This window comes from Catenulispora sp. GP43 (assembly GCF_041260665.1).
In the GTDB taxonomy this organism is placed as follows: Bacteria; Actinomycetota; Actinomycetes; order Streptomycetales; family Catenulisporaceae; genus Catenulispora.
The window spans coordinates 116,644-128,815 of sequence record NZ_JBGCCT010000006.1; the positions used below are offsets into that span (position 1 = coordinate 116,644).

Sequence of the window (12,172 nt, forward strand, 5' to 3'; positions counted from 1 at the left end):
GGAAGAACTGGAAGGAAGACACCGATGGACGGACCGTCCGGAACCGGACAGGGGGAGGACGTCCTGGCGTCCGTGTACGCCTGGGTGGTCGCCGAGCGGCGGCAGGACGACGCCGACCTGCCCCGCATGGCCGCCGAACTCGGCCACAGTGTGGCCGACTGCGAACGGGCCGTCGCCCACCTGGAGGAACGACACGTCCTGATCCGCGACGGCGCCTCGGTCCGCGCGGCCAGCCCCGACGTGGCCGTCGCCGCCCTGGTCGGCCCGCGCGAGAGCGCGCACCGGCAGGCCGAGCTGGACCTGCTGGCCGACCGCGCCCGCACCGACCGGCTCCGGGCCCGGCTGGCCGCCCTGGCGCCGGTCTACTCCGAACTGGCCCGCGCCGGCGGCTCACCCGGCGTCGACGTCATCGAGGACATGCACGCCGTCAGGGCCCTGATCAACGACCTCACCGCCACCTGCGAGACCGAGATCATGGCCTGCCAGCCCGGCGGCGGACGGCCGCCCCGGGCCTTGGCCGACGCGCTCCCGCGCGACCTGGCGCTGCTGCGGCGGGGCGTCGTGCTGCGCAGCCTGTATCAGCACACTGCGCGCTTCCACGTCCCGACCCAGGACTACGCCGAGGCCGTGCTCGCCGAGGGCTCCCAGATCCGCACCGTCGCCGAGATCCCCGGCCAGATGATCGTCGTCGACGCCCGGACCGCCTTCCTGCCGCACGTCCACCACGAGTTCGGCGCGATCGTCGTCCGCGAACCCTCGATCCTGGCCTACCTGTGCGCGGCCTTCGAACAGTCCTGGAACCTCGGCACCCCCTACCAGACCGGTCCCTCGGCCGCCCGGATGGCCGTCACCGAGATCAAGTCCTCGATCCTGACGCTGATGGCCAACGGCCTGAAGGACGACGTCATCGCCAAGCGCATGGGCCTGTCGGTGCGCGCCTGCCGCGGCCACATCGCCGAGCTGATGGAGACCTTCGGCGCGCGCAGCCGCTTCCAGGCCGGGGTGATAGCCGCGGGGCTGGGACTGCTGGAGCCGAAAGGGGTCGCAGGGACGCCCGAGACCGGCGCCGGACTGTGAACGGCCGCGCACGGACCGTGCACCGGCCCGTCCGGAGATCCACCGCGGGTACCGTGATCACATGCGTATCTGTGTCTTCCTCTCCGCCGCCGACCTTGACGAGCGCTACACCGCCCCGGCCCGCGACTTCGCCGAGCGGCTCGGCAAGGGCGGCCACACGCTGGTCTGGGGTGGATCCGACGTCGGCCTGATGAAGGTCGTCGCCGACGGCGTCCGCGGCAGCGGCGGCCGGCTGGTCGGGGTGTCGGTCGCCTTCCTGTCCGGCAAGGCGCGCGCCGAGGCCGACGAGATGGTGGTCGCCGCCGACCTGGCCGAGCGCAAGCGGCTGCTGCTGGAGAAGGCCGACGCGGTGGTGGTGATGGTCGGTGGCACCGGCACCCTCGACGAGGCCACCGAGATCCTGGAGCTGAAGAAGCACGGCCACACCGCCAAGCCGGTCGTCCTGCTGAACACCGCCGGCTTCTACGACGGCCTGAAGCAGCAGTTCCAGCGCATGGAGGACGAGGGCTTCCTGCCGGTGCCGCTGGCCGATCTGGTGCGCTTCGCCGACGAGCCGGCCGAGGCGCTGGCATATCTGGAGTCTGCGACGCGGGCCTGATCCCCGGACGGAATTCCCGAAAGGGTGAATAGATCGGCGCGCCTTTCGCAAATATCCCGATGATGCGCGCCGGTCTGCTTTTTCGCCACTTTCGCCAGGTGTTGCACGCCTGGTCGCGGCTTTGACGTATTGCTACGTTGCGGCTCGATGACCCTTATGGCGAGCCCTGCCTCGATATTGGTTGCGCTACTCGGCACCTTGCCGATGTCGGCGTTGTTCTCCGGCGCGGAGTGTCACCCGCCGCGTCTGGAGCTGTCGGTCACGGTGAACGGACGCCCGGCGTCCCCGGATCCGCTGATCAGGACCGGGGGCCAGGTCCGCGTCGTCTACCGGCTGAGCAACACCGGTGACCAGGACGTGGCGGACATCCGGCTCGCCGGGGCCGGCGAGGCGATCGTCTGCCCCTCCGGCAGCGCCACGGTGCCGAAGCTGGAGGAGCACAGCAGCGTGGTCTGCACCGCTGTGCTCAGCGCGGCGGCCGGGAGCCACGACGGGACGGTCACCGCGACCGGGTATGCCTGGGACCTCTGGCCGTTCGACCATGACCACTTCGGCGACCACGACCACGGCGTCGATCACCATGGCGACGACTGGAAGACCCCGGTCTCGGTCTCTTCGCCGGTCGGCTACCGGGGAGTCGGCGGGCTGATAGCCGCGACCGACTCGGTGTCGGTGACGCCGACCGCGACCGGCGGTCGGGCGGCCTTCGCGTATACGGTCACCGATACCGGGAACCTGCCGGTCTACGTCACGCTCTCCGACCCGCTGGTCCCTTCCGGCGCGACCAGTTGCGGTGCTGTACCGACGGAAGTCCAGCCCGGCGCGGTCGCCCATTGCACGGCGACCGTCGATCTGGCACCGGGTACGCATACCAGCACCCTGACGGCCACCGCGAGCGACCGCACCTCGACCGCCGGTTCCGATGGCGGCACCGTTCCCGCGCCGACGCTCTCAGCGTCCGCATCGGCCGGCTTTACCGTGGTCGCGCTTCCGCCGCCCCCGACCCCCACGCCGGTCCCGCCGACACCGACACCGACACCGACGCCGCCCAGACCGACGCCGACGCCGAGTCCCACCCCCACGCCTCCGCCTCCGCCGGCCCCGACACCCACCCCCACGCCAAAGCCGACCCCCACCCCCACCCCGACCGTGCGCCCGACGCCTCCGCCCCCGCCGCATCCGACACCGCCGGCGCCGTCCCCGACCCGCAAAGCACTTCCGCCCGTGCCCAAACCGGCGCAACTCGCGCGTCCGGGAGTCAAGACCCCCCTGTTCCTCCTCGTCATGATGATGCCGGCCGCCGGCGCCGCCGCGGTGCTCGCGGCACGCCGGAAATAGACCCGCGGGAGAGCGGCGAATGTCGAATGTGATCGGTGGTCTGATCGTCGTGGCCGTGGCAGGCCTGATCGGTGCGGTGGGCCTGCTGGTGCGGGTGCGCGTGTTCCCGGGGAAGGAGGACGAGGAGCGCGAGGACGTGGCCGGCTACGTGACCATGATGGTCGGCGTCATGTTCGCGCTGATCCTGGCCCTGGCGCTGGTGTCGGTGTGGGAGGACAAGGACAGCGCCGAGGGCCACGTCGCGGCCGAGGCGAGCAGTCTGCACGAGGTCTACCTGCTGGGTGCCTCGATGCTGCCCGCCGACCAGCTGCGGATCCAGGAGGCGGCCGACGCCTACGCCGGCTACGTCGTGCACACCGAGTTCCCGGCCATGCGCGCGCACAAGGAGATCGGCGACACCGGCTGGCAGCTGTTCACCAATCTGCGCACGGCGTTCCTGAACTCCGACGTCGCCACCCCCGCCCGGCAGGCCGTGCTCTCGGACGCGACGACGCAACTCAGCAACCTGTCCGACGCACGCCGCGGACGTCTGGACGACGCCGACAAACGCATGCCGTCGGTGCTGTGGATCGGGCTCCTCCTCGGCGGCGTGCTGACCGTCGCGCTCACGTTCATCTACGGGATCGAACAACGCTTCACCCACATCGGGATGGTGATGGGGCTGGCCGCGCTGATCGGGTTCATGCTGATCCTGATCTACAACCTGGACAACCCCTTCAATCAGGGGACCGGGGCCGATTCCGTCCCCTTCACCAGGTACTTCCCCTGAGTGCCGGCGGTATCAGAGCTCGATGACATCAGGGCCCGGTGACGGAACCAGGTCAACTGTCCCAGTCGATTGTTCGGAAACCCTTCCGCAACGTGTTACTCGGTAGTAGCGTGCGCCGCGCCACCCATCCCGGAAGGAGACCGAGCATGCACATCCGTGCCCGAACGATGGCCGCGGCGGTGACCGCGCTGGTAGTCGGCGGTGCCCTCGCGGTGCCCGCGGTGACGGCCTCGGCCGCCTCCGCGGGAGCGCTCAAGGCCAGGACGGCGGCCGCCGTCCCGGCCTCCGGCGCCGCCGACTACTGCCTCGGCCAGTGCAACGACATCCTGCCGCCCGGCGAGAACGGCAGCGCCACGACCGCGCAGATCCTGTGGTTCAAGGCCACCGGCAACCGCCCGGCCAACACCGACGACCAGCTCGGCAAGTACGCGAGCCTGGTCGACGGCTACACCGGCCTGACCAACGGGACGCTGGGGAACTTCTTCGACAGCTCCTCCTTCGGCGTCCCGGCCAACCAGGTGTCCAGCACCACCGACCCCGGCGGGCGCAGCGACGTCACCATCACCCGCGACCAGCAGGACATCCCGCACATCTACGGCACCACCCGCTCCGGCGCCGAATACGGGGCCGGATACGCCGCGGGCCAGGACCGGCTGTGGATGATGGACGTCTTCCGGCACGTCGGCCGCGGCGAGCTGAGCGGCTTCGCCGGCGGCGCGGCCGGCAACCGCCAGCTGGAACAGCAGTTCTACCTCAACGGCGCCTACACCGAATCCGATCTTCAGGCGCAGGTCGACCGCGTGAAGAACAGCGGTCCGCGCGGCGCGCAGGCCTACCAGGACATGACCGACTACCTGGCCGGCCTGAACCAGTACATCGCCGACGTGAAGGCCGGCGACGACTTCCCGGGCGAGTACGACCTCACCGGCAACGCCAACATCCTCACGGGCGACGGCATCCAGAACTTCCAGCCCACCGACCTGGTGGCGATCGGTTCGGTCGTCGGCGCGCTGTTCGGCGCCGGCGGCGGCAACCAGGTCGCCTCGGCGCTGGTGAAGGAAGCCGCGGAGGCCAAGTACGGCGTGACCCAGGGCGACCAGGTGTGGAACTCCTTCCGTGAGGAGAACGACCCCGAGGCGAACCTGACCCTGCACGACGGCCAGTCGTTCCCCTTCAACGGCAGCCCGGCGAACCCCTCCGGCGTGGCCATGCCCGACCCGGGCTCGGTGACGCCCCAGCAGGTCGTCTTCGACCCGACCGGTTCGGCCGCTTCCAGCACCACGGCGCAGACCGCGAAGGCGCCGGCGGTCCCGACCACCGCCACCGGCCAAGCCGCCGCCAAGTCTGCGACGTCCACCGCGAACCTGAAGGCGGATCCCGCGCTGGCCAAGGCGAAGAACTCGATGGCGAACGGCGTGCTGCCGGCCGGGCTGTTCCAGACCAAGCGCGGCATGTCCAACGCGCTCGTGGTCTCCGGCCAGTACACCGATACCGGGAACCCGGTCGCGGTCTTCGGCCCGCAGACCGGTTACTTCGCCCCGCAGCTGCTGATGCTCGAGGAGATTCAGGCCCCTGGTATCAGTGCCGAAGGCGCCGCCTTCGCCGGCCTGAACTTCTACGTCGAGCTCGGCCGCGGCGCCGACTACTCCTGGAGCGCCACCTCGGCCGGCCAGGACATCATCGACACCTTCGCCGTCCAGCTGTGCAACACCGACGGCACGCCGGCCACCAAGGACTCCAACGCCTACCTGTACAACGGCGTCTGCACGCCGATGCAGCAGATCGAGCGCGACGACTCCTGGAGCCCGACCGTCGCCGACGGCACAGCGGCCGGGTCGTACAAACTCATCGCGTTCAGAACCAACTTCGGCATCGTGCAAGCGCGCGCCACGGTCGGCGGTCAACCAGTCGCCTACACGCAGCTGCGCTCCACGTACCAACACGAGGTCGACACCATCATCGGCTTCCAGATGTTCAACGACCCGAGTGTGGTGACCGGCCCGGCCGGCTTCCAGCAGGCGGCCTCGAACATCACCTACACGTTCAACTGGTTCTACGTCGACTCCCAGCACACCGCCTACTACAACTCGGGCCTGAACCCGACGCGCCCGGCCACCGACGACCCGAACCTGCCGATCACCGCCGACGCCGCGCACCAGTGGCTGAACTGGGATCCGAGCACGAATACGGTCGCCAACACGCCGTTCTCCTCGCATCCGAACTCCATCGACCAGGACTACTACGAGTCCTGGAACAACAAGATCGCCCAGAACTACACCACCTCCGGCTTCGGCGACGGCTCGATCTACCGCAGCAACCTGCTCGACGAGCGGATCAAGGGCCTGATCACCTCCGGCACCAAGGTCACCCGGGCCAACCTGACCCAGGCGATGGAGGACGCGGCCGTCACCGACCTGCGCGGTGAGAAGCTGCTGCCGGAGCTGCTGCAGGTGATCGGCACCCCGACCGACCCGACGCAGGCCGCGGCCGTGAACGAGCTGAAGACCTGGCTCGCCGACGGCGCCAAGCGCAAGGAGACCTCGGCCGGCAGCAAGACCTACGCCGACTCCGACGCCATCCGCATCATGGACGCCTGGTGGCCGCTGCTGGTGCAGGCCGAGTTCCAGCCCGGCATGGGCACCGACCTGTACTCGGCGATGACCGGTGTGCTCTCCGTCGACGACTCGCCGTACGGCGGCTCGGAGGCCGGCGTGTCGCACAAGGGCTCGTCGTTCCAGTCCGGCTGGTACTCCTACGTCGACAAGGACCTGCGCTCGGTCCTCGGCGAGCAGGTCTCCGGCCCGCTGGCGCAGACCTACTGCGGCGCCGGCAACCTGGCGAACTGCCGCTCGGCGCTGCTGTCGGCGCTGTCCGCGGCGGCCGCCACCCCGGCGAGCACCGTCTACCCGGCCGACTCCGTCTGCTCCGCCGGCGACCAGTGGTGCGCCGACTCCATCCAGCAGCACCCGCTGGGCGGCATCACCGACGCGCAGAGCAACTGGCAGAACCGGCCGACGTTCCAGCAGGTCGTGCAGTATCCGTCGCACCGCGGCGCGAACGTCGCCGACCTGGCGGCGTCCGGCACCGCCTCGGCGTCCAGTTCCCAGTCGGGCTACCCGGCGCAGAACGCGGTCACCGGCAACGGCGCCAACCGCTGGGCCAGCAACTGGGACGACAACGAGTGGCTGCAGGTGGACCTCGGCTCGGTGCACCAGGTCGGACGCGTGATCCTGAACTGGGAGAGCGCCTACGGCAAGGCGTACAACATCGAGGTCTCCACCGACGGCAAGACCTGGCACACGGTCTACTCCACCACCGCCGGCCTCGGCGGCCAGGAAGTGGACGCGTTCCCGGTCACCCAGGCCCGATACGTCCGGATGCAGGGCGTCCAGCGCGCCACCGGATGGGGCTACTCTCTGTACCAATTCCAGGTCTATGCCCAGTAGAAAACCTGCCCAGTAGACCCACGTACCAGCACAACTGACACCCCACACAGCCTCGCCCGGACCGCGACGCGGTCCGGGCGAGGCCGATCGGGGCGGTCGACAGCACGAGCACGAGCAAGAGCAAGAGCACGAGTTTGGGGATGATCAGCGGATGCCGCGTATAGCCGTCGACGAACGCCGGGAACTGCTCGTCGAGGCGGCGATTCGGGTGATGGTGCGCGACGGCGTGGCCAAGGCCACCACGCGGTCGATCGTCGCCGAGGCCGGCATGGCGCTGGCCGCGTTCCACTACAGCTTCCGCTCCAAGCAGGAACTGCTGGAGAACGTTATCGAGACCATCACCGCGCACACCCTCGACCTCGCCGTCGAGGTGCTCGGCGGCGACGGAAGCGCCGAGGACAAGGTGCGCTCGGCCCTGGACACGTACTGGCACCACGTGATCGCCAACCCGGGCGAGCACCGCGTCACCTACGAGCTGACGCAGTACGCCCTGCGCCATCCAGGCCTGGCGACCATCGCCAGGCGGCAGTACGAGGCCTACATCGCCGCCGCGTCCACACTGATCGAATCCCTCGGCGTGGCCTGGAAGGCCCCGACCCCGGTGGTCGCGCGCTACCTGATCTCGGTCATGGACGGTATGACGCTGTTGTGGCTGAACGAGGGCGACGACGCCTCCTGCCGGGCGGCGCTGGACCTAGCCGGCGATCATTTGGTGAGTCTAATCGACGCCGGGGCGCGGAACGGTGCGGCCGGGGCTGGCGCAAAGGAAGCGCAGCCGGAGGGCGACAGGACTCTGCCATCCACTCTTTGATATCGTCGCGCCGGTGGGGTGGACGCTTCGAGACCTGATACTCACCGACCCACTGCTGCGCATGTACTGCGCCGTCCCCGACGGCGGCTCGGTCTGGCCGCCGCACCCCGGCTTCCCGGAGGGCACCCGCGCGCTGCCGATGGACCGCACCGGCCCGCACACGCTGTGGCAGGCGGCGGAGTACGTGATGCGGCCGCTGGCCATCGTGGCGCGCGCCGCGGGGGAGTACGGCGCGGTCGTCGACCTTGACCCGGCCCGCTTCACGATCGAGGTGGACCGCGCCGGGCGGCCGACGGGGCGCGTGGTCGCGGAGCTGCTGCCCGACGCGGACGGCGACGCCAGCCTGCCGGACTGGCTGCTGGCCCGCTGTGTCGGACGCCTGGCCGACCGGTGCGTCACCGGCGGGCAGGAGGTGCGGGCCTGGCTGCGCGCGGTCGCCGACCACGAACTGGACGAAACCGTGGAGCGGCCGGAGGCGGGAACGGTGTCGAACACCCGCTCCATCTCCCAGCTCCGGCTCTCGGAGCTTTCGTCCCGGCCGACGGCGTCCTCGCACGCGGTGTGGCTCACCACGGCACAGACGAAGCGGCTGACCGGACAGCTGGTGCGGGCGGCGGTCCGGTCGGGGGAGCAGACCGCCGAGCGCGTGACACAGTGGGGCCGGACGCTGCCGGACATCGGCGACGAGGAACGGATCGCGCGGCTCATCCACAGGATCCTGTCCCGCAAGCAGTTCCGCCGCGGGTCCATGGAGGGCTACCCGGCGGCTCGCGCCATCCAGGACATGCTGCCCGCGATCAAGGCCGGCGAGCCGATCCACGCGGTGCTTCCAGCCTTCCCGGTGAAGCAGGCGGACAGCGGCCTCAAGGCGTTCGGGGCGCTGCCGGACTTCGCCGAGTTCGCGTTTCTGGTGCGGCTGAAGGAGCTGCACGCCGCGGTGTCGCGGATCTACGAGCCCGGCTTGCGGGTCACTCTGGTCTCCGACGCCCAGCACTACCGGGCGCGCCCGGTGGAGCAGGCGAGGGCTTATGCCGAGAAGATCAGCGAGTACATCAGGTTGGCCGAGGCATCGGACTTCCTCGAACTGCGCGACATCGACGACATGCAGCCCGCGACGGAGCGCCCCAACCGGTTGGCGGCACATATACGGGCCCTGACGGAGGCTTTCGGCGGGCTCGACATCGCGACGGATCCGGTGGGGACGTTGCGGCGATCGGTGTTGTTCGACCCCGCTGGGCTCGCCGCCTCCGCCGGCCAAGCTGCTAGCCAAGCTGCTAGCCAAGCCGCTGGACTCGTGGCGCAGGCCGCACGCGCCAAGTTGGCCGCGCTCGCCGATCTGGCCGCGGCCACCGGCTCCGACACGCTGGTCGTCCTGGCTGACCTGGCCGCGTTCGCCGGCTCCGCGATCCTTGCGAGTTCCACCGCTTCGGCTGGCGCTGCTGGTTCGGGCGCTGCCGCTTCGGCTGATGCTGCTGGATTGGCCGCTGGCCCATCGGCTGGTGCTGCTGGTTCGGGCCGCGCTGCTGGATCGGCCGGCCCCACCGCACTCGCCGGTCTTGCAGCGTCCGGCTCGGGCGTCGCAGCCCTCTTCAGTTCCCTGATCCACTCCGTCCCCGTCCCACTCCCCGACGGCGCCGACCGCAGCGACTGGTCTGCCCGCGTCTACGCCGATGTGTACCGCACCGGCGACTCGGTGCCCCCGACCCTGGCCGCCGCCCGCAGCGCGGTCCTGCGTGCCGCGTGGGAGGCCGCGATCCGGTATGTCGCGGTGTTGCGTACCGACCAGGAGTTGGGCCACGACCAACTGCCCGGCGCCCACCTCCACCTCACCGCCGCCACTCCCGGCCCCGGCCAGTGCGGCTTCGCGGGTCTTGGCGGCTCCGCGCTCCTGCCGTGGCACGGCACCGCCGCCGTCGACCGGTACGGCGTGGTCTCCACCGACTTCGCCATCAGCCTGCTGGACCGTGCTTTCGTGCCGGTCTACGCGGACGCGCTCGGCGACAGTCAGCCATGGTTCATGGCGCCGATCTGCGCGACCGACGTGGCGAACACCGGGCCGGCGCGGCTGTCCGACGCGTTCCTCGACGGGGTGCGGCTACGGCGCCACTAGATGCGCGTCACGCTGTCACAGGGCTCATATAGCGTCCTGCGCCATGACACACGATGCATCAGCGTGGCGGCAGGTGCTCACCGAGGGCTTCAGCGCGTTTCTGGACCGTCCGCTGAGCGAATACGACCCGGACGCCTCCTACGGCGCGTACTACTGGGCCGGTAATTTCCTCACCGAGATCGGCTTCGCCGGCGATGCCAGGTGGGTGGATCCCGAGGCGCTGGCCGGGCGACTCCTCATCGAGGACGAGAACATCGTTATGTACGACGTCGGCGAAGTTCCGCCGCGCTTCGACGCCGGCGCGTCGGTTTTCGTGTTCGAGGACGAGTCGGCGCTGCCGGCCGAGTTCGCCACCGAGCTGAGCACCGCAGCCTTCCCCTCCAGCAAGCCGGGGGAGCGGCTGGTGCTGGGCCGAGAGCTCGGCACGTTGCTGGCCCGGCATTCGGTGGACCTGGCCGACGAGGCCTTTGCGGGAGCCTGGTCCGTGCTCTACCCGCGCATCGCCTCGGACGGCACGCTGGTCGACGCCCTGCGTGTGGCCGCCGCCGTCGGTGTCGATGATGGTCCCGACAGCCTCATCGACTTCGACGGCGAGCCCGACGAGCACTGGGAGGCGAGCCTCTCCGGCGTCGCGCACCCGGGGCTGCGTGCCCACCTGAGTTTCGGCTGCCAGGACGCCGGCGAGGCATCGTTGCGTCGCGTCGCAGACGACGAACTCAGCTTCTGGGGTCTGGCCGGCGAGGGCTGTTCGATGGTCGTCGCCTGGGACGAGACCGAGAACCAGGTCGAGGTGGCCGTGTTCCGACTGGCCGGCGCGCTCGGCTGAGTCCGGCCGAGCGCGGCCGAGCGCGACCGACCGCGCCGCCGCCAGCTGCATTCAGTCGCCTCCAGCTGCCTTCAGCCGCCTTCAGTCGACGTCCGCAGGGCCGATCTCCAGCGAAAGATGCGCGAGATCGTCCGGCGGCGTGGTCGTGAACGACCAGACCGGACCCGCGATCCCGTCGGCCACGGCGGCCGGGGCGTCGGTGAGGTTCATGCGTTCCCGCAGGCGGCCGTAGAAGTTAGTGGGTCCCAGACGTACCGCTCTGAGCCGACGCTGCGCCGCGTAGACCCCGATCCAGTCGTTCGGCTCGAGCAGCCCGCGCAACTGGCCGTCGATGCTCACCGCGGCGCTGCCGGAACGCTCCAGCAGCCGCAGGCCGATCGGCTCGTCGGGAGCGACGACCACCGACCGGTCGAACGCCATGTGCGGCGCGACGGGCGTGAACACGATCGCCTCGGCCCGCGGAGAGACGATCGGACCGCCGGCGGCGAAGCTGTACGCGGTCGATCCGGTCGGCGTGGCCACCACCAGCGCGTCGGAGGAGTACGAGGCGAGCAGGTGGCCCGCGACGTAGACGCCGACCGAGATCTGGTGATCGCGGGACAGCTTCTCCAGCACGATGTCGTTGACCCCGGTGACGTTGAGCGGGATGCCCCACTCGTCGCAGGCGATTCCGTCGGTGCGGACCTTCGGTACCGGCAGCAGCTGGCCCCGGCCGTAGACGGACGCCCAGTGCTCCAGGTCCTCCGGCAGCTCCAGCTGCCGTGAGACCCGCAGGGTCAGCAGCATGCGGCTGTCGATGGTGATCTGCCGGGTCCACACGGCGTCGAGGGCCGAGGTGATCTCGGCGATCGGCACCTCCGTCAGGAAGCCCACGCGTCCCAGATCGATGCCCAGGAGCAGGGCGTCGTTCGCCGCGGCCAGCCGCGCCCCGCGCAGGAACGTGCCGTCCCCGCCCAGCGTCACGATCAGGTCGGGGTTGCCCGCGGCCTCGACCTCCTCGCGCGCGTTGCGCCGCGGGCCGTGCCAGACATCGATATCGGTGCAGGCGACACCGTGCGCGGCACACCACTCGCGCACACGTTCGGACGCGGCCGCCGCCTCCGCCCGTCCGCCGTGCACGACGAGGCCGACTCGTTCCACCGTCATCCCAGACTCCCAGCTGCTTGTCACTGTCGCACTGTTTGTCTCTGTGCAGGC

Annotated in this window: 9 protein-coding genes; 8 read left to right on the top strand and 1 reads right to left on the bottom strand. The window is 70.2% G+C overall.

Features of this window, described 5'->3' with window-relative positions; translation table 11 throughout:
- Positions 1 to 24: 24 nt before the first annotated feature.
- From ABH926_RS14660 to ABH926_RS14695, 8 genes are all read left to right on the top strand, one after another.
- Complete coding sequence (locus tag ABH926_RS14660; RefSeq protein WP_370366078.1) at positions 25 to 1,077, top strand: response regulator transcription factor; 1,053 nt, start codon at positions 25 to 27, stop codon at positions 1,075 to 1,077.
- A gap of 61 nt (positions 1,078 to 1,138) precedes the next feature.
- Positions 1,139 to 1,675 carry a TIGR00730 family Rossman fold protein gene (locus ABH926_RS14665; protein WP_370366079.1) on the top strand — a complete coding sequence of 179 codons (537 nt, stop codon included), beginning with the start codon at positions 1,139 to 1,141 and terminating at the stop codon, positions 1,673 to 1,675.
- Between the two features lie 147 nt (positions 1,676 to 1,822).
- The gene (locus ABH926_RS14670) at positions 1,823 to 3,013 is read left to right on the top strand and encodes a hypothetical protein (RefSeq protein ID WP_370366080.1); all 1,191 of its coding nucleotides are present in this window, start codon (positions 1,823 to 1,825) and stop codon (positions 3,011 to 3,013) included.
- Between the two features lie 19 nt (positions 3,014 to 3,032).
- Positions 3,033 to 3,782, top strand: a complete 750-nt coding sequence (locus tag ABH926_RS14675; protein ID WP_370366081.1) for a DUF4239 domain-containing protein — start codon at positions 3,033 to 3,035, stop codon at positions 3,780 to 3,782.
- Positions 3,783 to 3,928: 146 nt separating this feature from the next.
- Positions 3,929 to 7,228 carry a penicillin acylase family protein gene (locus ABH926_RS14680; RefSeq protein ID WP_370366082.1) on the top strand — a complete coding sequence of 1,100 codons (3,300 nt, stop codon included), beginning with the start codon at positions 3,929 to 3,931 and terminating at the stop codon, positions 7,226 to 7,228.
- Between the two features lie 151 nt (positions 7,229 to 7,379).
- Positions 7,380 to 8,039, top strand: coding sequence for a TetR/AcrR family transcriptional regulator (locus tag ABH926_RS14685; RefSeq protein ID WP_370366083.1), 660 nt, complete (start codon positions 7,380 to 7,382; stop codon positions 8,037 to 8,039).
- A 13-nt stretch (positions 8,040 to 8,052) separates the two neighbouring features.
- Entirely contained in the window at positions 8,053 to 10,149 is a 2,097-nt protein-coding gene (locus tag ABH926_RS14690; protein ID WP_370366084.1) for an L-tyrosine/L-tryptophan isonitrile synthase family protein, read from the top strand.
- Positions 10,150 to 10,192: 43 nt separating this feature from the next.
- The gene (locus ABH926_RS14695; protein WP_370366085.1) at positions 10,193 to 10,975 is read left to right on the top strand and encodes a hypothetical protein; all 783 of its coding nucleotides are present in this window, start codon (positions 10,193 to 10,195) and stop codon (positions 10,973 to 10,975) included.
- A gap of 81 nt (positions 10,976 to 11,056) precedes the next feature.
- Here the strand turns inward: ABH926_RS14695 and ABH926_RS14700 are convergent, their stop codons facing one another.
- Positions 11,057 to 12,121 (bottom strand): NAD(+)/NADH kinase, encoded by a 1,065-nt coding sequence (locus tag ABH926_RS14700; protein ID WP_370366086.1) that lies wholly within the window; start codon positions 12,119 to 12,121, stop codon positions 11,057 to 11,059.
- Positions 12,122 to 12,172: the final 51 nt, after the last annotated feature.

What these genes read in the sequence shown, in the direction of transcription:
- ABH926_RS14660 (WP_370366078.1), top strand. Translation starts at nt 25, where the DNA reads ATGGACGGACCGTCCGGAACCGGACAGGGGGAGGACGTCCTGGCGTCC.
- ABH926_RS14685 (WP_370366083.1), top strand. Translation starts at nt 7,380, where the DNA reads ATGCCGCGTATAGCCGTCGACGAACGCCGGGAACTGCTCGTCGAGGCG.
- ABH926_RS14680 (WP_370366082.1), top strand. Translation starts at nt 3,929, where the DNA reads ATGCACATCCGTGCCCGAACGATGGCCGCGGCGGTGACCGCGCTGGTA.
- ABH926_RS14670 (WP_370366080.1), top strand. Translation starts at nt 1,823, where the DNA reads ATGACCCTTATGGCGAGCCCTGCCTCGATATTGGTTGCGCTACTCGGC.
- ABH926_RS14665 (WP_370366079.1), top strand. Translation starts at nt 1,139, where the DNA reads ATGCGTATCTGTGTCTTCCTCTCCGCCGCCGACCTTGACGAGCGCTAC.
- ABH926_RS14695 (WP_370366085.1), top strand. Translation starts at nt 10,193, where the DNA reads ATGACACACGATGCATCAGCGTGGCGGCAGGTGCTCACCGAGGGCTTC.
- ABH926_RS14675 (WP_370366081.1), top strand. Translation starts at nt 3,033, where the DNA reads ATGTCGAATGTGATCGGTGGTCTGATCGTCGTGGCCGTGGCAGGCCTG.
- ABH926_RS14700 (WP_370366086.1), bottom strand. Translation starts at nt 12,121, where the DNA reads ATGACGGTGGAACGAGTCGGCCTCGTCGTGCACGGCGGACGGGCGGAG.